At 39.5% G+C, this 21,945-nt stretch carries 19 protein-coding genes; 15 read left to right on the top strand and 4 right to left on the bottom strand.

From position 1 onward, the window contains the following. Window positions 1-54 precede the first annotated feature (54 nt). Window positions 55-573, bottom strand: coding sequence for an antibiotic biosynthesis monooxygenase family protein (locus tag HXV90_RS19190; RefSeq protein WP_112116631.1), 519 nt, complete (start codon window positions 571-573; stop codon window positions 55-57). A gap of 233 nt (window positions 574-806) precedes the next feature. Between HXV90_RS19190 and hemE the strand changes: the two genes are divergently transcribed. The 3 genes from hemE to hemY all read left to right on the top strand — a co-directional run bounded on the left by hemE (window position 807) and on the right by hemY (window position 4,369). After that, on the top strand, window positions 807-1,856 hold the full coding sequence (hemE, locus tag HXV90_RS19185) for a uroporphyrinogen decarboxylase (protein WP_269897822.1): 1,050 nt from the start codon (window positions 807-809) through the stop codon (window positions 1,854-1,856). Between the two features lie 156 nt (window positions 1,857-2,012). Then, entirely contained in the window at window positions 2,013-2,933 is a 921-nt protein-coding gene (gene hemH, locus HXV90_RS19180) for a ferrochelatase (RefSeq protein ID WP_103118795.1), read from the top strand. Window positions 2,934-2,947: 14 nt separating this feature from the next. Next, window positions 2,948-4,369, top strand: a complete 1,422-nt coding sequence (hemY, locus tag HXV90_RS19175) for a protoporphyrinogen oxidase (protein WP_269899049.1) — start codon at window positions 2,948-2,950, stop codon at window positions 4,367-4,369. Between the two features lie 139 nt (window positions 4,370-4,508). Here hemY and HXV90_RS19170 read toward each other — a convergent pair whose 3' ends face one another. Then, a complete protein-coding gene (locus HXV90_RS19170; protein ID WP_269897821.1) occupies window positions 4,509-7,295 on the bottom strand; it encodes a beta strand repeat-containing protein in 2,787 nt (928 codons plus the stop codon). Window positions 7,296-7,474: 179 nt separating this feature from the next. Then, complete coding sequence (locus HXV90_RS19165) at window positions 7,475-8,560, bottom strand: glycosyltransferase family 2 protein (protein ID WP_112116627.1); 1,086 nt, start codon at window positions 8,558-8,560, stop codon at window positions 7,475-7,477. A 183-nt stretch (window positions 8,561-8,743) separates the two neighbouring features. On the opposite strand from HXV90_RS19165, the gene HXV90_RS19160 reads away from it, so the two are divergent. The 6 genes from HXV90_RS19160 (at window position 8,744) to HXV90_RS19135 (ending at window position 15,325) form a co-directional block, all read left to right on the top strand. After that, on the top strand, window positions 8,744-9,712 hold the full coding sequence (locus tag HXV90_RS19160; protein WP_233436259.1) for a YncE family protein: 969 nt from the start codon (window positions 8,744-8,746) through the stop codon (window positions 9,710-9,712). Next, the gene (locus HXV90_RS19155) at window positions 9,712-10,395 is read left to right on the top strand and encodes a response regulator transcription factor (RefSeq protein ID WP_004230448.1); all 684 of its coding nucleotides are present in this window, start codon (window positions 9,712-9,714) and stop codon (window positions 10,393-10,395) included. The genes HXV90_RS19160 and HXV90_RS19155 overlap by 1 nt, the downstream gene beginning before the upstream one ends. Further along, a complete protein-coding gene (locus HXV90_RS19150) occupies window positions 10,392-11,780 on the top strand; it encodes a sensor histidine kinase (RefSeq protein WP_054549576.1) in 1,389 nt (462 codons plus the stop codon). Before HXV90_RS19155 ends, HXV90_RS19150 begins: the two co-directional genes overlap by 4 nt. 3 nt (window positions 11,781-11,783) lie before the next feature. Further along, complete coding sequence (locus HXV90_RS19145; protein ID WP_004230451.1) at window positions 11,784-12,308, top strand: FixH family protein; 525 nt, start codon at window positions 11,784-11,786, stop codon at window positions 12,306-12,308. A 121-nt stretch (window positions 12,309-12,429) separates the two neighbouring features. After that, window positions 12,430-13,002: a TetR/AcrR family transcriptional regulator gene (locus HXV90_RS19140; RefSeq protein ID WP_009373269.1), complete on the top strand. Its 573-nt coding sequence runs from the start codon at window positions 12,430-12,432 to the stop codon at window positions 13,000-13,002. A gap of 133 nt (window positions 13,003-13,135) precedes the next feature. Next, the gene (locus HXV90_RS19135) at window positions 13,136-15,325 is read left to right on the top strand and encodes a YhgE/Pip domain-containing protein (protein WP_048390815.1); all 2,190 of its coding nucleotides are present in this window, start codon (window positions 13,136-13,138) and stop codon (window positions 15,323-15,325) included. A gap of 399 nt (window positions 15,326-15,724) precedes the next feature. On the opposite strand, the gene yhfH is transcribed toward HXV90_RS19135, so the two are convergent. After that, on the bottom strand, window positions 15,725-15,850 hold the full coding sequence (gene yhfH, locus HXV90_RS19130) for a protein YhfH (protein WP_004230455.1): 126 nt from the start codon (window positions 15,848-15,850) through the stop codon (window positions 15,725-15,727). Between the two features lie 144 nt (window positions 15,851-15,994). On the opposite strand from yhfH, the gene HXV90_RS19125 reads away from it, so the two are divergent. From HXV90_RS19125 to HXV90_RS19100, 6 genes are all read left to right on the top strand, one after another. Further along, complete coding sequence (locus tag HXV90_RS19125) at window positions 15,995-16,987, top strand: lipoate--protein ligase (RefSeq protein ID WP_048390817.1); 993 nt, start codon at window positions 15,995-15,997, stop codon at window positions 16,985-16,987. A 100-nt stretch (window positions 16,988-17,087) separates the two neighbouring features. Next, window positions 17,088-17,792, top strand: coding sequence for a response regulator transcription factor (locus HXV90_RS19120; RefSeq protein ID WP_004230457.1), 705 nt, complete (start codon window positions 17,088-17,090; stop codon window positions 17,790-17,792). After that, entirely contained in the window at window positions 17,792-18,775 is a 984-nt protein-coding gene (locus HXV90_RS19115; RefSeq protein ID WP_269897820.1) for a sensor histidine kinase, read from the top strand. Before HXV90_RS19120 ends, HXV90_RS19115 begins: the two co-directional genes overlap by 1 nt. Before the next feature lie 11 nt (window positions 18,776-18,786). Then, complete coding sequence (locus HXV90_RS19110) at window positions 18,787-19,212, top strand: hypothetical protein (protein WP_066037084.1); 426 nt, start codon at window positions 18,787-18,789, stop codon at window positions 19,210-19,212. 12 nt (window positions 19,213-19,224) lie between these two features. After that, window positions 19,225-20,001 (top strand): ABC transporter ATP-binding protein, encoded by a 777-nt coding sequence (locus tag HXV90_RS19105; protein ID WP_004230460.1) that lies wholly within the window; start codon window positions 19,225-19,227, stop codon window positions 19,999-20,001. Beyond that, window positions 19,973-21,907, top strand: a complete 1,935-nt coding sequence (locus tag HXV90_RS19100; protein WP_269897819.1) for an FtsX-like permease family protein — start codon at window positions 19,973-19,975, stop codon at window positions 21,905-21,907. The genes HXV90_RS19105 and HXV90_RS19100 overlap by 29 nt, the downstream gene beginning before the upstream one ends. The last annotated feature ends 38 nt before the right edge of the window (window positions 21,908-21,945 follow it).

Here is a 21,945-nt window from a genome sequence, read left to right as displayed (position 1 = left end):
AAAGCTCATTTACCAATGATATTGTTGGATAAATGAGCTTTTAATTATTTAAACTTATTGTGAATCTTCTTCTTTCGGTATAGCACTATAGGTTGTTACATAAGAAGCTGCTGAGAAGATGTTTTGCTGGCGTATTCCAGTTGAATCATCCCTTCTAGCATGGGCAGTTTCATAGGCTTTAGAGCTCTTCCATGCCTCAAATGAATGAGGTCCATGCCATTGAGTCATGACAATGTAAGTATCACTCTTGATAGGCCTTAATAAACGGAAGGCAACAAAGCCAGGCTCGTTTTCAATAGCGCGTGAACGTTCTAAAAAGCGATGCTCGAAAACTGGTCTTCCTTCATCTGTTACAGGAATATTGTTGAAAACAAAGAAACCATGTTCCTCTAAATCATTTACTGAATCTAGCACTTCAAATTTACGGGGTGTCGCAAATACTGTTTTTCCTTCTGTTTCATGTATCAGTACAGAGTTACCTTCCCCATGAATTAAAATCATATGTTCATTAGGATACTTATTTTTTACCTGTTCCAAAAAATCGCCAGTACCAGAAGTTAAATAAATATACATGAATTTATCCTCCTTATGAATCTTACTAATATAGCGTGATTATACCCTTTCTGGCGTAAGTCTAACGCTCCGCTCAAAAAGAATATGCCGAGAAAGAACAATTTTATGACATTTCACTAGGAAAACTATACAATAACAGAGGAAGCGTTTACTATTGGAAACGGATATCAATAATAAAGGAATAAACATGCGATTTTTTATAGTAAGAATTTAACGAGGGGAAGGAACTATTCATGACAACTTTTAATGATACACTTCTACGTGCTGCACGTGGAGAAAGGACCGCACATACACCAGTTTGGTATATGCGTCAGGCAGGACGTTCTCAGCCAGAATACCGTGCCATTAAAGAAAAGTATTCCTTAGAGGAAATTACACATCAACCTGAGCTATGTGCGTATGTCACTCGTCTACCTGTAGAAAATTACAATGTAGATGCTGCTATTTTATATAAAGATATTGTCACACCTCTCCCTGGAATTGGGATAGATGTGAAAATCAAGGCAGGTGTTGGTCCTGTTATTTCAAATCCTATTCGTTCAGTAGCGGATGTAGAAAAATTAGGTGAATTCAATGCTAAAGAGCATACACCATTTGTATTAGAAACAATCAAGTTACTTGCAGAAGAGCAATTAAATGTACCTCTAATCGGTTTTGCTGGAGCCCCATTCACACTTGCAAGCTACATGATTGAAGGTGGTCCTTCAAGAAACTATAATAAAACAAAATCATTTATGGTATCTGAACCTCAAGCTTGGTTTGCTTTAATGGATAAACTCGCTGACATGATTATTGCAGATGTAACGGCTCAAATTAAAGCTGGTGCAAAAGCTATCCAAGTGTTCGACTCATGGGTTGGAGCCTTAAATGTAGAGGATTACCGAGTATTTATTAAACCGATTATGACTCGTATTTTTGCAGAGTTGCAAAAAGAAAATGTACCATTAATTCAATTTGGAGTGGGTGCTAGCCATTTAGCAAAGGAATGGAATGATTTACCGATAGATGTTGTGGGCTTAGATTGGCGTTTACCGATTAAAGATGCACGTGCCAATGGTATTACCAAGCCTGTACAAGGAAACTTAGATCCATCTCTATTACTTGCAGATTGGTCAGTTATTGAAAAACGAACGAAGGATATTATTGATCAAGGTCTAGAAATGCCAGGTCATATCTTTAATCTTGGTCATGGTGTTTTCCCAGAGGTTGACCCAGATGTCTTAAAACGTCTTACAACGTTTATTCATGAATATAGTGCTCAACAAATTCAAGCTCGTTCTTAATGGAAGTCAATCAAGCGTGAATAATATGTCCTTTTCTACATAGGGAATTTTAATTTCAATGTAGAAAAGGAGCTGTCCAACAATCAAGATTGGGCAGCTTCTTTTTATCACATAATGTATGAAAAACATAAAACAATTTTAGAGGTGAAAAGGGTAATGAAAGAAGTTAAAGGCTTACTAGTAATGGCATATGGAACACCTTATAAAGAAGAAGATATTGAACCTTACTATACGCATATTCGTCATGGACGTAAACCTTCTGCAGAGCATTTAGAAGATTTACGTAGCCGCTATGAAGCAATCGGTGGTTTATCCCCATTAGCTGCGGCAACACAAGCACAAGCTGAAGCATTATGTACACGTTTGAACGAAGTACAGGATGCTGTAGAATATAAATTGTTTATTGGTTTAAAACATATTCATCCATTTATAGAAGATGCAGTAGAGCAAATGGTGGAGGAGGGCATAAAAGAAGCGGTTTCTATTGTTTTAGCTCCTCATTTCTCTACTTTCTCAATTAAGTCTTATAATGGTCGTGCTGAAGAGGCCGCAGGAGGTCGCTTAAAGATAACTTCTGTGGAATCTTGGTATGACGAGCCAAAATTCATAGAATACTGGAAACAACAAGTGAATGAGACATTCAATGCAATGTCAGAAGAAGAACGTGAGACAGCTTGTCTAGTTGTATCAGCACATTCATTGCCTGAAAAAATTAAAAACTTAGGTGATCCATATGAAGATCAACTAATTGAAACAGCTCGTCTTATTCAAGCTGCGACTGGTTTAAAAAATGTAGAGGTTGGCTGGCAATCGGCAGGCCAAACACCAGAGCCTTGGATTGGTCCAGATGTTCAAGACTTAACACGTGAGCTATTCGAAGAAAAAGGTTTCCGTTCATTTGTTTATACTCCAGTAGGTTTCGTAACAGAGCATTTAGAAGTGTTGTATGACAACGATTTTGAATGTAAAGTTGTCTGTGATGAACTTGGTGCAAAATACTATCGTCCAGCGATGCCAAATACACATCCTTTATTTATTGATGCGATGGTAGAGGCGATTCATAAAAAATTAAGCTAAGCGAAAAGAAAGTGATGATGTTGGTGACTCAGAAAAGACGAAAGGTAGTTGTCGTAGGCGGTGGCATTACAGGCCTTACAGCTGCGTTCTATATGCAAAAAGAAGCAAGCGCAAAAGAATTGCCATTAGATATCGTACTTGTCGAGTCGTCATTACGTCTTGGCGGAAAAATTCAAACTCTAAGAAAAGATGGCTTTATTATTGAGCGTGGGCCAGAATCTTTTTTTGATCGTGAAAACTATGTCAATGATTTAGCAAAGGATCTTGGGATCGAACAGAAACTATTAACAAGTAATGCGGGTCCAAACTATATAGCTGTTGGTAGTCAGTTATATCCAATACCTAGTCATCTCTTATCTGGAGAGACACCACATATCTCTTCATTCATAACTTCAGGCTTGTTCTCACTAAGTGGTAAAGTTCGTGCGGCGGGGGACTTTTTCATTCCCCGTTCTACACAGGATGACGATCAACCGTTAGGCGCTTTTTTTAGAAGAAGATTTGGTGCTGAGATAGTGGAAAATCTAGTAGAGCCCCTACTAGCAGGTACATTTGCAGGAGATATTGAGCAGTTAAGTATGAGCTCAACCTTCCCACAGCTTTATAGTTTAGAACAACAATATCGTAGTTTGCTGATTGGTATGAAGAAGTCAGGCACGAATTTCTTAAGCAATCATCACATAGCTGAAAATAAAGGTATCTTTCAAACCTTTAGCAATGGCCTTGAAACACTCATAGAAAGTATAGAAGAATCACTACTTCCGGGGACAGTGATGAAGGGTGTCAAAGTAGAGAAAATAGAGCATGGCAAGGATGGTTCAGTTCAGGTGATGCTCAATAATTTTTCACATATCAAAGCAGATGCTGTTATTATTGCCACCCCCTTTAATATGGCTGAAAAAATGTTTAGTAAGTTAAGTCTATTACATGAATTGGGCACAATGAAGGCTGCTACTATTGCAACCGTTACAATGGCCTTTAAAAAGGAACAACTCGGGGATTTAGATGCACTTTCTTTTTATGTCTCTCGAAATAGTGATTTTTCAATTACTTCCTGCACTTGGATGAATCGAAAATGGCCAGGTACTTCACCAAAGGATTTTGTATTATTACGCAGTTATATTGGTCGAGTGGGCGACGAAGCGATTGTGGCTTTATCGGATACGGAGATCGAAAAAACCGTGCTACAGGATTTACAGAAAACGATTGGTATCGATGGCGCACCTGTCACAACGGTTGTAACACGTTGGAAAAATGCGATGCCACAATATACAGTTGGCCACGAGGCGAAAGTCCTTCGTATCAAACAAGAATTACAAGAACATTTTCCAACTGTAAAGCTTGCAGGAAGCTCGTTTGAAGGAATATCGATTCCAGAATGTGTACAGCAAGGTAAACAGGTTGCGAATGAAGTATTAATGGAGATGTTCAAGTAATGCAAATCAGATAGTACAAACATTTATTATCAATGTTTGTACTATTTTTTATATTGTTACATGAAAAAGAAATAGCAAACCACTATTTTGTGGTTTGCTATTTCTACTAAGAGCTGTATTGCTGATTAATGTCCTAACTCTAAGAAATTCGATGACATGACCAAACAATACCACCAGAGTTAGCGCCGCCTAGTGTAAGAGAGATAGTCAATCCATTTGCTTCATAGAACAAATCAATCGTATCTCCAGCATTTAAATTCACTTCTCCTGCTAAAGTGATTGTGCCATTTCCAAGAACTGCGCGTAAAGTTAATACAAGCGCCACATTGACATTTAGTACAGGGAACAAGCCACTAATTAAATTTGTAGTAGCATTTTGTCTAATTGCAAATGAAGGGTTTATTCCTGCTCCTAAAGTAACGGTAATAGCCGCAGCAATGGAGTAGTTAATGGTTGCTTCAAAGGAATACCTACCTGTAGTTGGTACAGTGAATATACCAGTTGTTGGATTGAAAGCAGGTGTTGTAAAGTATGGTGAAACAACACTCCAGTTAGTGATTGAAGTAGATCCACTAACAGCCAACGTGTTTTTAAAGGCAGAGAATCCTTCAGTAAACGCAGGCCCAGTAGCACCCGTAGCGCCAGTTACACCAGTAACGCCGGTAGCCCCAGTTACACCCGTAGAACCAGTCTCACCCGTAGAACCAGTCAAGCCAGTAGCGCCGGTTACCCCAGTAGCGCCAGTAGGTCCTATTGCCCCAGTCAAGCCAGTAGCCCCAGTTACCCCAGTAGCGCCAGTAGGTCCGATTGCCCCAGTTACTCCAGTAGCCCCAGTTACCCCAGTAACGCCAGTAGTGCCAGTAGCCCCGGTTACACCCGTAGAACCAGTAACCCCAGTAGCGCCGGTCTCACCCGTAGCCCCAGCAACGCCGGTAGCTCCAGTCAAGCCAGTAGCGCCGGTTACCCCAGTAGCGCCAGTAGGTCCGATTGCCCCAGTCAAGCCAGTAGCCCCAGTTACCCCAGTAACGCCAGTAGTGCCAGTAGCCCCGGTTACACCCGTAGAACCAGTAACCCCAGTAGCGCCGGTCTCACCCGTAGCCCCAGCAACGCCGGTAGCTCCAGTCAAGCCAGTAGCGCCGGTTACCCCAGTAGCGCCAGTAGGTCCTATTGCACCAGTCAAGCCAGTAGCCCCAGTTACCCCAGTAGCGCCAGTAGGTCCGATTGCACCAGTCAAGCCAGTAGCCCCGGTTATCCCAGTAGCGCCAGTAGGTCCGATTGCCCCAGTTACGCCAGTAGCCCCAGTTACCCCAGTAACGCCAGTAGTGCCAGTAGCCCCGGTTACACCCGTAGAACCAGTAACCCCAGTAGCGCCGGTCTCACCCGTACCCCCAGCAACGCCGGTAGCTCCAGTCAAGCCAGTAGCCCCGGTTACTCCAGTAGCGCCAGTAGGTCCGATTGCGCCAGTAGCGCCCGTAGAACCAGCAACACCGGTAGCCCCAGTTACCCCAGTAGCGCCAGTAGGTCCGATTGCCCCAGTCAAGCCAGTAGCCCCGGTTATCCCAGTAGCGCCAGTAGGTCCGATTGCACCAGTTAACCCAGTAGCCCCAGTTACCCCAGTAACGCCAGTAGCCCCGGTTACACCCGTAGAACCAGTAACCCCCGTAGCCCCGGTTACCCCAGTAGCGCCAGTAGGTCCGATTGCACCAGTCAAGCCAGTAGCCCCGGTTACACCCGTAGAACCAGTAACCCCAGTAGCGCCAGTAACCCCAGTAGCGCCAGTAGGCCCGGTCTCACCCGTAGCCCCAGCTACGCCGGTAGCGCCAGTAGCCCCAGCAACACCGGTAGCCCCAGTTACTCCAGTAGTGCCAGTAGCGCCGGTTACTCCAGTAATGCCGGTAGCCCCAGTTACCCCAGTCTCACCCGTAGAACCAGTAACGCCGGTTACCCCAGTAGCGCCGGTTACCCCAGTAGAACCAGTAGCGCCAGTAGCCCCGGTTACACCCGTAGAACCAGTAATACCAGTAGCGCCGGTCACTCCCGTAGAACCAGTAACGCCAGTAACGCCAGTAGCGCCAGTAACGCCAGTAGCGCCAGTAACGCCAGTAGCGCCAGTAACGCCAGTAACGCCGGTAGCGCCAGTAGGTCCGATTGCACCAGTCAAGCCAGTAGCCCCAGTTATCCCAGTCACGCCAGTAGCCCCGGTTACACCCGTAGAACCAGTAACCCCAGTAGCGCCGGTCACACCCGTAGCCCCAGCAACGCCGGTAGCGCCAGTAGCCCCAGCAACACCGGTAGCGCCAGTAACGCCAGTAGCGCCGGTTACTCCAGTAACACCGGTAGCGCCAGTAACGCCAGTAGTGCCAGTAGCGCCGGTTACTCCAGTAACACCGGTAGCGCCAGTAACGCCAGTAGTGCCAGTAGCGCCGGTTACTCCAGTAACACCGGTAGCGCCAGTAACGCCAGTAGTGCCAGTAGCGCCGGTTACTCCAGTAGCGCCAGTAGCCCCGGTTACACCCGTAGAACCAGTAGAACCAGTAGCGCCGGTCACACCCGTAGAACCAGTAACGCCAGTAGCGCCAGTAGCGCCAGTCACACCCGTAGCCCCAGCAACGCCGGTAGCGCCAGTAACGCCGGTAGCGCCAGTAACGCCGGTAGCGCCAGTAACGCCGGTAGCGCCAGTAACGCCGGTAGCGCCAGTAACGCCGGTAGCGCCAGTAACGCCGGTAGCGCCAGTAGCCCCAGTAACGCCAGTTACCCCCGTAGCGCCAGTCACACCTGTACTACCTGTAGGTCCAGTTATCCCCCCAGTCGGTCCTGTAGGTTTCACTGGCCAAATTGGACAACTTGGAATAGGACCAGTTTTACAACAACAAGGAAATGAATGGCACTTACTGCAAACTCTATCTATAAAATTTCCAAAATGCATAATCTCACCTCCTCTCTCAAATATCGTATTCTGATGAATGAGAAGGGAGGTAGACACATAACTATTAATTACTTGTAAATAGAGAGTTATTTATAGATTCGTTGCAACTGTATTTAAGATAATTGGATGTTTATCCTGCAAACAGGAGACGAAACTTTTTAGATGGTGATTGATATTTTTTAAGAGTCATTTTGATTGATTGTTAAAATACGCTTGAAGTATTCTTTATTGTGTAGAATTTTTGGGTCATTCGGAATAAACGAGCCCGCTAATTCATTATGGGCATTGGCTAGTTCATATTGTTGTAAGCGATCGTAAAGAACACAGAGCTGTAAGTGGGGTAGCCATGTAGAAAAGCTTTTGTTTTGAAAGGGCGCATTTGGCTTCTGTTTAATCACTAGAGCTTGCTCATACCAAAATATAGCTTCGTAATTTCTAGATTGTTCCATAAAGTGATAACCTAGGCGACAGCAGGCTTCTGGTCGGGGGATATCGTATTCAAAGCTTCGTAGTATAGCGCTGAAATTGTTTTCTTTATCGTTTAAATGGGAATAGCAATCAGCTAATTTTAAGCAGGCACGTATGTTATCTTCAATCCACCCTAATTTGGACGTTAAAAATAATTCATAATAATAAATAGCTTCCTCAAACAGGCCATGATCTACTAATTCATTAGCAAAATAAAATGTATCACGTGGTGATAGTGTTTCTCCTGTTTCAATCAGTTGTCTATAAATCGTAATATTGCGGGAGTGATCATGGGTTAACGGTAAATGGCTGACAGCAACATCACTATCAAACAACATACCACAAACTTCTAAATATTCATGAACTGCACCAATCCATTGAAATTGCTTTTCCCTCCTGACAAGGCGATATCTTCTTATTAAGGCATCTGCATTTCCCTCATGATCGAAACTTAAATGATAATTCATAGAAACAGCATCAATGTCGGAAGTAAGAGATGCTTTGAGTGCCTTTAATTTTTGGCGGTCTTCCTCTAAAAAAACATCGTCAGCATCAAGCCAGAGGATGTATTCTTTTGTTGCTTGTTGAAAGGAAAAGTTTCGTGCTGCTGCAAAGTGATGTATCCATTTAAAATCAAAAATTCGGTCTGTATATTGTGCAACCACTTGCTTTGTACTATCTGTTGATCCCGTATCAACAATATTAATTTCATCTACTATATCTTTGACAGAGTCAAGACATCGACCAATAACATCTTCTTCATTTTTTACAATCATACATAAGCTAATGGATATCATACTCTATTCCTCCTTACCATTATCTTTGTAATATATGTAAGGACGGAAATATTGGTTGGATGATTGAACTGTTAGAAGAATTGCGCGCCTGATATGTGAAATGTATTTTCATGGTTTGTCATAAATTTACCTTCCAAGTTTCACCCGAATTTCACAATTGTGAAGTATAGTAAAGGGGCAGAGGTGATAAAGTTGAAAAAATGGGCATTCTTCATTTTTTCGTTACTACAAATTATATGGTTAGCGGGTTGCGCTGAAAAGTCATATGAACCCATTGAAAGGGAACGAAGTTTTATAGCTTCATTGAACATACAAGAGCCATCATTAGATTTTATTGATGAGGATGGGAATATGCTTGCGACATGGTTATTTGATAAGGCTTATTCAGGGGCCATATTATTAGGAGATGACCAAGTTTTATTATATGGACACCAACTAAATAACATCGACGTCTATACAATATCCACCGGAGAAAAGCTCTATTCAAAAAAAGTAGAGATTGGTACGACCAATGTATACTACGATGACAACATCAAGCAATTTTTTATCACGAATAGTAAAACCAATACAGTGACAAGCTTTGATCAAGAAGGCAATCAGCTAGCTTCACAACAACTTGGCAATTATCCAATGTCAATGACATCGTATAGGGATAAACTATATGTTATTAATTTTAAAGATACAAAGTTATCTGTGTTAAATATGAAGGATTTAAAAATTGAGCAAGAGTGGCCGATTCAAAAATCTGCACATGGAATAGCTGTTCTAGAAGAAACACATGAGCTATGGGTAGGCGGTCATGGGGAAGGAAGTAAGCCAAATAGTTCTGTTAAAAAATATGATTTGACTACAGGTCAACTGCATGGAGAGATTGACATGCCTTTGATGCCAGTAGGATTAAAAAAGACCAAAGATGCTGTTCTTGTTGTAAGTCATGGTCACAACGAGTTATATGTGGCTGACTTTGATGGCCATATCAAATGGCAGCAAGAGGTTGGGGCAAATCCATTTGTAGTGGATCAATTTAAAGATTATATTGTTGTCGCTGGCTATGATGATCACACATTGTATTTTATAAAAGATGGCCAGAAGGAAAAAACAGTTGATGTGGGGAAAGGTGCTTTTCAGCTGTTAGTAAGGGAGGAACAATGATGACAACTGTATTAATAGTTGATGATGAGCAGGATATGCGTAATTTAATTGAAATGATGCTCAATAACTCTGATATAGAGACATTTACTGCCGCTAGTGGAACTGAGGCTTACGATGTAATAGTGCGTGAAAATATAGATTTAGTATTACTTGATGTAATGATGCCACATGAGGATGGTTTTGTTGTTTGTCAAAGTATTCGGGCTATGTCCAATGTGCCGATTATTTTTTTAACTGCACGTGATGCGAATGAGGATAAAGTGAAAGGTCTTACACTTGGCGGAGATGATTATATTGTTAAGCCATTTACACATGATGAACTCGTAGCCAGAATTTATGCTGTATTAAGACGAAGTGGTGCAAATATTACAGAACTACAGCAAAAGTACGTAATTTTTGGCTCTATTAAAATAGATGAAATAGCACGAAAAGTATCCGTTGATGGAAAGAGTATTCCACTTACTTTAAAGGAATTTGAACTCTTACACTTATTTATGAAAAATCCAGGAAATGCCTATTCGAGAGAGCAATTATTAGAACGCATTTGGGATATTGATTATGTAGGTGGAACACGCACGGTAGATACACATATTAAAACTTTACGAATAAAGCTTGGAAAGGATGCGGCTTCGCATATTCAAACCGTTTGGGGTGTGGGCTACCGCTTTGATCCTGGCGAATGAAAAAAATTGCCACGCGCATTTGGTTGTTAATTTTCGCCTTTTTAATTATTACCGTCGTCTTTATGTATGTTCTCACAAATTTTTTATATCAACGTTTATATGTACAAGATACAGAAGATACAATGGTCGAAGTTGGATTGAAGCTACAAACAATGTATGACAATGGCAAGGTAACGGATGAATTTATTGCAGATATTGAAGAATTTAATGATTATTCCAATTTGAATATATTTGCGGTAAGGAATCCTCGTGAATTAAGTGCCTGTGTTCCATTTGATATCGATTATGAGACATTGATTGGTCCTGAGGAAAGACAAAAATTATTGGCAGGAAAGTATGTACAAAAAATTGGGTACGAGCCTCGCTTTGATCGACAACTTATTTCGGTGGTTGTACCACTTGTTGATCAAAATCGATTAGAAGGTATTATTTATATTTATTTCCCACTGGCCAAAATTAGTGAATTGGCAAATAGTGGAGTTATTTTATTGTTTATTAGTGCCTTCATATTTTTAGTAGTTGTTAGCTATTTAATTTATAAAGGGATTCGACATATTATGCGACCATTAAACGATTTACAGCTTGCAGTGGAGCAGATGTCCTATGGGAATTATGAGACTCGTGTACCTGTCAATTCACGAGATGAAATCGGTAAATTATCTAGTACCTTTAATAAAATGGCAGAGGCCATTCAGCAAGAGGATGAAGCACAAAAAACATTCTTGGCAACAGTCTCGCATGAATTACGAACACCAATTAGCTATGTAAAGGGCTATAGCGAAGCCATGCAAAATGGCATCATCACAGAAGGCCAAAAAGAAGAAACCATTCAGCTAATCGTCCGTGAGGCCAATCGCATGGAACGCTTAACAAACGAATTACTTCAACTGGCAAGAACAGAAAATGAACAAACTGACATTGATTTATATCCAATTCCATTAGGTGAAACATTACGAGAGGTTCAAAAAATCTTAACGCATCAAGCAAATAAAAAGAACATAACTTTATATTTAGATGTAGATGATGCCCTAATTATTGAAGCGGATGAAGTAAAACTAAAACAAATTTTTATTAACATTATTGAAAATGCGATAAATTACTCGCATGAAAATTCTAAGGTAGAAATTGTTGCTGCTGAAAAGGCTGGTAGTGCACAAATTACCATTAGGGATTATGGAATTGGTATTCCTGTCGAGGATTTAACCCATGTCACTGAACGATTTTATCGTGTTAACAAAGCTCGAAGTCGTGCGGACGGTGGTAGTGGACTAGGTTTATCGATTGTTGAACAGTTATTAAAACAGTTACAGGGAACGTTAGAAATTGAAAGTGTTGTTGAAAAAGGCACATCCGTGAAGATACGGTTGCCATTAATGGAGGATTAAAAGATGAAAAAGTGGTTATTTGCGCTAATTGCAGTCCCTACATTATTAGTAGGATGTGGAGAAAAAAAAGAGGCATTGCCAGAACCAGAAGTACCTCAGATCCCAGAAGTTGAAATTTTAACACCAAAAGAAGTAGCACTCAATGAAACGATTGAGCTGGCAGCACATGTTGAACAAGGTGGAAAAAATGTCGATGATGCTGTAGTAGAATTTGAAGTTTGGGAATCAGGAAAACGCGATGAAGGACAAATGATTGATGGGAAATTAGAGCAAGACGGTGTATATAAAGCAACGACTACTTTTGATCATGATGGTGTGTATTATATGTATGCACATACAACAGCTAACGGTGTTCATAATATGCCAAAGCAACAAATTATTGCTGGAAGCCCTGATATGACAAAGGTTGTCCCAGAGGATGAAAAAGCCAATAACAGCATGGATAATAACATGATGGATCATAATAATGACACTTCAGATGATATGGATCATGAGGAAGAGAAAAAAGATGAAAAAAATCATCATTAAAGGCTTGCAATTTTTTTGAAATAGGAATATGATAATGACCAGATGACCGAAATGGTTTTCTGGTCATTTTTATTAAAGTGTACGAGAGATGTACATAACCTAACTAGAAAGGATGTTACTAATGGATCGTAGGCAGGAAATTCTTGAAGCAGCTGCAAAATCTTTTACATTGTTTGGCTACAAGGCAACAACAATGGAGCAAGTGGCTAAAATCGCCAATGTCGGTAAAGGTACGATTTATACATTCTTTGCAAATAAAGAAATTTTATTTCAAGAGATCGCAATGTCACTTGTTCGAGAGATGAAAGCGGAAGCAGATGCAGTGTTGGATGCATCAGCAAGCTTTATGGATAATGCGCATAATGCTTTAATGAAAATGCTACAGTTCCGAGAAAAACATCTTTTATTTGCAAAGCTAATCGAGGAAGAAAAAGAATTACGAACACCAGCAGTTAAACAGGTGCTACTACGTATCGAGACTGAAATCTTATCGTATGTCGCAGAGTTAATACAACGACGTATTAATAAAGGTGAAATTAGAGAGTGTGATGCGGAGCTAGTTAGTTACTTATTGCTGAAGGCATATCTTGCTTTTGTTGTCGATTGGCATGAGTTACATGGTGATGTAATCCCTGAAGAAAAGATTCTTAATCTTTTTAAGGAAACTATCTTTCGAGGTTTGATTTTAACTTGATTCGATAAAATACAGCTGTATAAGTATTGAATCAAGTGCTCTTTTTGCAATATTGTCGAGGTTGATTATTTTTTTTGAATGAAAATGACCAAATGACGTTTTCGGTCAAATAGTTTAGGAGTGAGGATATTATATGATTAAAGCTGAGTGGCTGAAGATCTTTAAAACAAGAAAAATGCTTGTGTCAATCATTGCTGTATTATTTATTCCAGTAATGTATGCGGGTATGTTTTTATGGGCGTTTTGGGATCCTTATGCGGGGCTTCCTAATCTTCCAGTAGCTGTTGTTAATGAGGATACTGGTGCTGAGATGGATGGCGTTAAATTAGACTTAGGGGATACCTTGGTCGATAAATTAATAGATAGCGAGCAATTTAACTTTATAGAAGTTTCAAAAGATGAAGCTGAAAAAGGCTTAAATAGTCGTGACTATTATATGATTTTAGAAATTCCAACAAATTTCTCTGAACATGCAACAACACTATTAGATGACAAACCATCAAAATTAGTAATGAACTACATTCCAAACGAGGGATTGAACTTCCTTGGTGCTCAAATTGGTGAGACTGCAATGGATCGTGTACGCGCTGAAGTAAATTCTCAAGTATCAGCGACTTATGCTGAAAAATTATTTGATTCCATTGCAACACTTGGAGATGGCTTTACAGAAGCTGCAGATGGCTCAAATAAGCTAGATGAGGGTGCACAAAAAGTAGCGAATGGTGCAAAAGATTTAAAAGGATATCTGGAGCAACTAGCATCGAGCACAGTTGAACTATCAAATGGTACTGATAAATTAACAAAAGGTGCAGGAGATGCCGCAAAAGGCGCGAATGACTTATCTAGTGGTTTAGTCAAACTACAAGATGGTACTGTTCAATTACAACAGGGTGCACAGCAAGCTGCAAATGGAGCAACGAGCCTTGAACAGGGGTTATCACAATATACACAAGGTGTTGCAAAAGTTGGTGCTGGTTTAAACACTTTAAACGACAAACAACAGCAAATTAGTGCAGGTGCAGCATCTATTGCTGAGAATGCCGGTGCATTGAATGGTGCGGCAACTCAATTAACAGCGGGATCTGCAAAAGTAGAGGCAGGCATTACAGCTCTATCAAATCAATTACAAACGATGATGGCTTCAATGCCTGAAGAGCAAGCAGCAGCGTTGAAACAAACATTAGCGGAACTACAGGCAGGTAGTGCTAGTGTGCATAACGGTTTAACATCCTTATCAGCTGGTACAGAAAAATTACAAGCTGGTGCCAATCAAGTAAGCTCTGGGGCAACTCAAATTGCAGCAGGTCAAGCAGAAGTGCTAGCTGGTGCGAATGCATTAACAGCTAAAAGTAATGCTTTATTGGAAGGTGCAAAAGGTCTACAAGCAGGTAATGCTACATTAGCTGCAAAATTAGGTGAACTACATGCAGGTGTGAATACAGCTGTAACAGGTTCAAAAACATTAGCATCTGGTTTAAATGAATTAGCGAATGGTACAACAACATTAAATCAAGGTACTTCAACACTTGCTTCAAAATCTGGTGAGCTAGCACAAGGATCTGCAACACTTGCAGATGGTTCGACGGAGCTTGCAGATGGTACAGCTACTTTATCTGGTAAATTAGGTGAGGCTAGTGAAAAAGCAAATGAAGTTAAAGCAAATCAAGACACGTATGATATGGTAGGTAGTCCAGTTGAAGTTGAAAAAGAGTCTGTAAACCATGTTCCTAACTATGGTACAGGTTTTGCACCGTACTTTATTTCTCTAGGTTTATTCGTAGGTGCATTATTAATTTCAATTGTGTTCCCACTTGTTGAACCTGCTATTCGTCCTAAAAACGGGGCATCTTGGTTTACAAGTAAAGTGACTGTACTAGCAGTAGTAGGTTTAGTGCAAACATTACTAACAGTAGTTATTGTCAAATGGGGTCTAGGCCTCGAAGTGAATAACATGGGCTACTTTATTTTAACAGCCTTATTAACAAGCTATGTATTTTTAGCCTTAATCCAAATGCTTGTTTCGATCTTTGGTGACCCTGGTCGTTTCATGGCAATTGTTGTACTAATTTTACAATTAACAACAAGTGCAGGTACATTCCCATTAGAATTAATACCTTCACCATTACAAGTATTTAACAAGCTATTACCGATGACATATACAGTTCAAGCATTTAAATCAAGTATTTCTACTGGTGATACGTCATTCTTAATGCAAAACTATGGAGTTCTAGCTGGCTTCTTAGTAGCATTCTTAGCGATCACATTTGGTTACTTTATGCTACTGCACAATAAACGTTACTCTAAAGTAGCTGAAGAAAACTAATCATGAAGCACTCACCTAATGTACGGTGAGTGCTTTGTTGTTCATAGGGGTTATGTAATAATTCTTCAGCCTCAAATGACATAAATAAAAACGAAGTTATCTATAGAAATTTTATGAAAAAAAGTATGGATTTCCATTGCGATCATTTGTTTTTAAGTAGGTGAGCTGCTCCCTCTGGACGCTGGCAGAACGGAAATCCCCCTTCCCTTGCCAAAAGGTATTTCTCTGCTAGTGATTGTCTTTTTCAAAAGCATAAAAACAACAGCTGATATGAGCGTATCAGCTGTTGTTTTTTGTAAGTGTAAGAGATTTAATTAAGGGTTCATCAAAATATGATGAAGGGTGTCATGATTGCTACGTGTGGGGCACGTATATGACTATATCAGAATAGGCAAATGCTTATAGGTGGTTACATTTTTCACAAGTGTTGCTGTAGCATTCGCTTTGTTCTTCCATTTTTTCACCGCACTCAGTACATTGCTTAGCAGGTAAATTCTTGAAAAATTCAACTACGTTTTCTAACATTGTGGACTCCTCCTTTAAGTTCATCTGTACTATTACTGTTTTGATATTTTCTAGTGTATTATAACAGATGCTTTTCGTCAACACAAAATGCCTAATTTACGGTAAAATAAATATGGATATTTTGTGAAGGAGGAAACGTGAACTATGATTTTCGTTGATAATAAAGGGATCCATGATCCACGTATTAATCTTGCTATTGAGGAGTATTTGTTAAAAACAATGGACGTTGAGAAAGAGCCAGTGCTCCTTTTCTATATTAATCAACCGTCTATCATCATCGGTAAAAACCAAAATACGATTGAAGAAATCAATACAGACTATGTAGAGGACAATGGCATTATTGTTGTGCGCCGTCTTTCAGGTGGTGGTGCTGTTTATCATGATTTAGGCAATCTTAACTTCAGCTTTATTACAAATGATGATGGCGATAGCTTTATGAACTATAAAAAATTCACGCAACCAGTTGTTGACGCTCTAGCAAAAATGGGTGTGAATGCAGAGCTCTCAGGACGTAATGATATACTAGCAGAGGGACGTAAAGTTTCAGGAAATGCTCAGTTCTCTACAAAAGGACGTATGTTCAGCCATGGTACATTGATGTTTGATACAGAAATCGATGCGGTTGTCTCAGCCTTAAAGGTCAAAAAGGATAAAATCGAATCAAAAGGTATTAAATCAATTCGCTCACGAGTAGCAAACATTTCAGAGTTTTTAAAAGAGCAAATGACAGTTGAGGAATTCCGTCTTGAAATTTTAAAATCCATTTTTGGCGGGGAAGAAAATATTCGTTATTATGAGCTAACCGAAGATGATTGGGCAAATATCCACAAGCTATCAGAGGAACGCTATCAAACTTGGGAGTGGAATTTTGGGAAATCACCTCGCTTTAATATTCAAAAAACACACCGATTCCCAACAGGAGGCATTGATATTCGCCTAGAAGTAAATCATGGTGTGATGGAAGAAGTGCATATTTTTGGAGATTTCTTTGGTGTCGGTGATATGGCTGATATAGAACAGCGCTTAGTTGGGACAAACTATGACAGAGCTGCAATTGCTAAGGCATTAGCAGACATTGATATCCCTACATATTTTGGTGGAATTTCAACTGAGGACTTTTTACAATTAATTTATTAAGGAAAATACGGTTTCATGTAATGTTTTAGCCTAAAGGTTCGCTGACAATTATGTCGTCGAACCTTTTTTTGATACAATATAGAAAGAAAGGAGTGTTGATATGGAAAAGCATCGAATATTCATAGTTGAAGATGATGTCAAGATTGCATCATTACTAGCGGAAACGCTTAGAAAATATCAATACGAAGTTGCAACAATTCAAGAATTTGATCATCTTATAGAAGAATTTACAGCATTTAATCCACATATGGTGCTGCTTGATATAAATTTACCCGCTTACGATGGCTATTATTGGTGTCGCCAGCTACGTCAGCATACAACATGTCCAATAATTTTCATTTCTGCACGCTCAGGAGAAATGGACCAAATCTTTGCACTTGAAAATGGGGGCGACGATTTTATTACAAAGCCTTTTAACTACGAAATTGTGTTGGCTAAAATCCGTAGTCATCTACGCCGTACATATGGTGAATATGCAGCAAGGCAAGAAGAACGGACAATCAAGCAAGGACAGCTTGTACTTCATTTAGAAAGAATGGAGCTACATAAAAATGATTTAGAAATTCCGCTTCAGAAAAAAGAATGTATCATCTTAGAGCTACTGATGGGCAATGCACCGAAAGTAGTTTCGCGTGAGCAATTGTTAGAGGAGCTTTGGGACGATCAAGCATTTGTCGATGAAAACACTTTGAATGTGAATATGACCCGAGTTCGAAAAAAGTTAGCGGATTATCATATATCGTCAACAATCGAAACGGTACGTGGTGCAGGCTATCGATTCATATTAAGTGCAGGTGAGCTATAGTGGGCTGGAAGCTTTTTTTACGTGATTATGCATCATTTATTGTGTTCCAGCTCTTATTAGTTGGCTTCATCATGGTTATCTATGCACTCGACGGTTTTCGAAATATTGATACGGCTATTTATTCCTTTTGTATTAGCCTTGTGCTATTAGCATCCTTTTTACTTGTCCGCTATTTAATGCGGCAACGCTACTTATTGAAGATAACTCAGCTTCCATCAGCAATGGAGGATGTGCTACAAAAAAATGCAAAAACGCCAGAAGCTATACAAACCGAGAAGTATATGCATGAATTGTATCGACTTTATCAACATGAGCTGCATGCTTTATATGCAAGTCAAAAAAGGCATGATCAATTTATGAACCAGTGGGTCCATCAAATGAAAACACCTATTTCAGTGATTGAATTATTATTACAAGATGACCGACCTCTTGATAAAAGGAATGTTCAGGAGGAAATCGATCGCTTGCGTAGAGGGTTGGACATGGTACTTGTTAATGCACGCCTAGAAAATTTTGAGGATGATATGCAAGTAGAGCGAGTTGCGCTAAAAGGTATTGTAACTGCAACTGTTAATGAAAATAAACGTTTATTTATTACGAAAAGAGTTTTCCCGGAAATTCATATTGACGACGATCTAATTGTTGCCAGTGATTCAAAATGGCTTCGTTTCATTCTTGGACAATTTATCACCAATGCAGTGAAATACACGTTTGAAGCCAATAAAAAAATTGTTATTTCTGCCATTGAAAAGGATGACTATGTACAACTTGCGATTTGTGATGAGGGTATTGGGATTCCAGCTTCCGATCTTTCTCGTGTTACGAAAGCCTTTTTTACTGGCGAAAATGGGCGGAAAACAGGTGAATCAACTGGAATGGGCCTTTATTTAGCCAAAGAAATCTGTGAAAAGCTAGGGCATGAGCTGGCTATTACATCAGAGGTAGGAAAAGGGACGATTGTGACAGTAACATTTACAAATTAGGGGGCACTAGGATGGTAGAGGTACGTATATTAGATTGGAAACTAACAATTGATAAGGAGAAAACAAATGCGCTTTATATGACACATCTGCAAGCGGGAGATCCATTAGCCTATCAAAATTTTATCCTGGCAAATGAAAAGTTAGATGAAGAACTACTGCATTTTTCAAAGAGCCTTGGGTTAAACTTACAGCAACCAACATTATTGAATGCTTTTCCTGTAGACGGTCAACAGATTATGTATAGTGGGTATTATACTGTATGTGGGGAAATCGTAGAGGGAGAAATGGATGCTTGGGATGTAATTATTGGAGAGCATTGCTTTAGTTTAGTAGAGGAAGAGTCAATACTGGCTTTAACAGAGCCTCATTTTCACATTGGTTTTGAGGTCGTTTTACAGTGGCTTTTACCTCAATCCTTAGAATTAATGAAGAAATAAGGTGAATGAAGTATGCCTATTTTACAAATTAAAGATGTGACAAAAGTGTACGAAGGTAAAGTAACGCATCGTGCATTAAATCAATTGAGCTTTGACGTGGAAGAAGGCGAGTTTTTAGCTGTTATGGGGCCCTCAGGAAGCGGTAAAACGACATTGTTGAATATTATTTCGACCATTGATGAACCAACTAGTGGAGAAATCATTTTAGATGGAATGAATCCACATAAGTTGAATGCAACAGAGCTTGCCTATTTTAGAAGAAGACAGCTTGGCTTTGTGTTTCAGGATTTCAATCTTTTGCATATGCTGACGGTCGAGGAAAATATCGTGTTGCCCTTAACGTTAGATCAACAGCCGCTAGAGGTAATGGAGGAGCGTCTGGCAAGTATTGTAGAAAAGCTAGATTTAACTTCCTTCCTTCATAAACGTCCAAATGAAATATCTGGGGGACAGGCACAAAGAACAGCAATTGGTCGTGCGCTTATTCATAATCCTAGTCTCATTTTAGCGGACGAACCTACAGGTAATTTAGATTCAAATTCTTCACGTGATGTGCTTGAACTATTGACAAAAGTGAATCAGGATAAACAAACGACAATCGTGATGGTCACGCATGATCCAATTGCAGCAAGTTATTGTGATCGAGTGTTATTCATTAAAGATGGTGAATTTTTTAATGAAATTTATCGAGATGACCGCCGTCAGATGTTTTTCCAACGTATTTTAAATGTTTTGAGCTTACTAGGAGGAGGGCAAGTAGGTGACCTTTCGACAATTCGCTTACCGTAATGTCGTGCGGAACAGCCGGATATATGGCGCCTTTTTCATGGCAAGCTTTTTTTCTGTGGCTGTATTTTTTATCTATTCCATGCTGATGTTTCACCCTGATATTGAACGTGGGATATTAGGGGAGATGTCTCTCATTGGGATGGTGGGGGCTGAAATTGTTCTCGTCCTGTTTACATTATTCTTTTTATATTATTCCATGAGTGCCTTTTTAGAGGCCAGATCACATGAATTTGCTATTTTATTGCACTTGGGAATGGAAAAACGTCAGATGAATAAACTTGTCTTTTTAGAGACAATGATTATTGGAACAGGCTCCATTATTGTAGGGATTGTCTTTGGTTTCTCCTTTTCAAAATTCTTTTTTATGATTGTTCGGGAAATTTTACATTTAGAAGATTTACCACTCTATATTTCATGGGAGCCATTTTTATTAACGATTGGTGTTTTCACAAGTGCATTTTTCGTCATTTCCTTTATTAGTGTGTATTTTACACGAGAGAGAAAATTACGAGATCTTATAAAAGGCAGTGATTATTTAAATAGCTTAACAACGTATTCCAAAATACGAGCTTTCTATGGTATTGCTTTAATTGTAACGACGTATATTCTCGCGTTTGTTGTCGGACATACATCACTAATTGGGCTAACGCTGTTAATACCATTTTCCGCAACATTTGGCACCTATTATTTTTTCAGTGATTCTGTACCTTGTTTTTTAGATTTAGCACGTGGGAAACGCAAATATCATTGGCAACGCTACCGTCTACTATCGCTAGCAGAACAAACGCATATAATGATGGATAACGTGAAAATGTTTTTCGTTGTGACGATGGTATCGACACTTGCATTTTTATCTGTTGGTGTTTTAGCAACAATGTCCTCCTATACAACGCAATATGATCGATTAAATCCACTCGGGCTGGTTTATAAAGGGGATGTCGATAATCCATATGAACGGGAGCATATCAATTCTTTAAGGCTGCAATTAGAGGAGAAAGGTTTATCGTATCAGCTATCCCGTTTTATTGTTGTGAAGCAAACCTCCTCTTTCACTCGAAATGAAGTGGAGGTTTTTCGAGAGTCCGATATGAATGTACTGCTTTCTTCCTACAGTTATCCATTATTGAATCTGGAAGCAGGTGAGGCAGTATTCATTCCTTATTCGGAGGATTCCCTAAAAAAATTAAAAGATCGAGTTGTGCATACTGTTTTAGAAGAAAACAATATAACGCTCACTATTGATAGTGTCTATCCAAAAATAGTGTTTCCAGGCTCGATTGTCAGTGTCAATTCGATTGTCATTAGTGATGAAGACTTCGCGAAGCTTATTCATCCGATTTCCGATCAAGACATTATTCAACCAAGCTATCATCTATTTACATTTGTTATTCCTCAATGGATGGAAACGAAGGATATTGGTAAGGATATCGATCATCTAGAATCCAATTTATATTTTATTAAAAAGGATAAGTTTAGCCCTTTTTACTTTGAAAATGCAGGATTAAATTATTCTTATATACTAGCTACCTACTCATTATTTACATTAGTGGGCGTTTTAGTAGCCACTGTATTTTTACTTGCGGCTGGTAGCTTTATCTATTTTAAATTGCATACATCCCTCGAACGTGAAAAGCGTAAATTTGATGTATTAAAACGTATGGGTTTAACAGATACAGAGTTAAAAAAGCTAGTTAATCGCCATTTGTTTCCCCAATTCTTTTTACCTTGGGGTGTTGCGATGATGCATAGTGCCTTTGCTTTTCTAATGGTTCAAGGTATTTTAAGGGACATTGCGAATATATCGATTGTAAAAGAAGTATTCTTTGCTTTTGGCTTTTTTGTATTAATACAAGTGGTTTATTTTTATTTAATTCGATGGCGCTATATCTCCCATATTCGCTCATGAAGTAATGGTTTAAAAGAGAAAAAAATGAATTATTTAAC

Origin of the sequence: Lysinibacillus sp. JK80 (genome assembly GCF_027557635.1) — a bacterium.
Lineage (GTDB): Bacteria > Bacillota > Bacilli > Bacillales_A > Planococcaceae > Lysinibacillus > Lysinibacillus capsici.
The sequence above is the reverse complement of the archived record's forward strand: the minus strand, read 5'-3'. Positions and strand labels throughout refer to the sequence as shown.

What these genes read in the sequence shown, in the direction of transcription:
- HXV90_RS19190 (WP_112116631.1), bottom strand. Translation starts at nt 573, where the DNA reads ATGTATATTTATTTAACTTCTGGTACTGGCGATTTTTTGGAACAGGTA.
- hemE (WP_269897822.1), top strand. Translation starts at nt 807, where the DNA reads ATGACAACTTTTAATGATACACTTCTACGTGCTGCACGTGGAGAAAGG.
- hemH (WP_103118795.1), top strand. Translation starts at nt 2,013, where the DNA reads ATGAAAGAAGTTAAAGGCTTACTAGTAATGGCATATGGAACACCTTAT.
- hemY (WP_269899049.1), top strand. Translation starts at nt 2,948, where the DNA reads ATGATGTTGGTGACTCAGAAAAGACGAAAGGTAGTTGTCGTAGGCGGT.
- HXV90_RS19170 (WP_269897821.1), bottom strand. Translation starts at nt 7,295, where the DNA reads ATGCATTTTGGAAATTTTATAGATAGAGTTTGCAGTAAGTGCCATTCA.
- HXV90_RS19165 (WP_112116627.1), bottom strand. Translation starts at nt 8,560, where the DNA reads ATGATATCCATTAGCTTATGTATGATTGTAAAAAATGAAGAAGATGTT.
- HXV90_RS19155 (WP_004230448.1), top strand. Translation starts at nt 9,712, where the DNA reads ATGACAACTGTATTAATAGTTGATGATGAGCAGGATATGCGTAATTTA.
- HXV90_RS19150 (WP_054549576.1), top strand. Translation starts at nt 10,392, where the DNA reads ATGAAAAAAATTGCCACGCGCATTTGGTTGTTAATTTTCGCCTTTTTA.
- HXV90_RS19145 (WP_004230451.1), top strand. Translation starts at nt 11,784, where the DNA reads ATGAAAAAGTGGTTATTTGCGCTAATTGCAGTCCCTACATTATTAGTA.
- HXV90_RS19140 (WP_009373269.1), top strand. Translation starts at nt 12,430, where the DNA reads ATGGATCGTAGGCAGGAAATTCTTGAAGCAGCTGCAAAATCTTTTACA.
- HXV90_RS19135 (WP_048390815.1), top strand. Translation starts at nt 13,136, where the DNA reads ATGATTAAAGCTGAGTGGCTGAAGATCTTTAAAACAAGAAAAATGCTT.
- yhfH (WP_004230455.1), bottom strand. Translation starts at nt 15,850, where the DNA reads ATGTTAGAAAACGTAGTTGAATTTTTCAAGAATTTACCTGCTAAGCAA.
- HXV90_RS19125 (WP_048390817.1), top strand. Translation starts at nt 15,995, where the DNA reads ATGATTTTCGTTGATAATAAAGGGATCCATGATCCACGTATTAATCTT.
- HXV90_RS19120 (WP_004230457.1), top strand. Translation starts at nt 17,088, where the DNA reads ATGGAAAAGCATCGAATATTCATAGTTGAAGATGATGTCAAGATTGCA.
- HXV90_RS19110 (WP_066037084.1), top strand. Translation starts at nt 18,787, where the DNA reads ATGGTAGAGGTACGTATATTAGATTGGAAACTAACAATTGATAAGGAG.
- HXV90_RS19105 (WP_004230460.1), top strand. Translation starts at nt 19,225, where the DNA reads ATGCCTATTTTACAAATTAAAGATGTGACAAAAGTGTACGAAGGTAAA.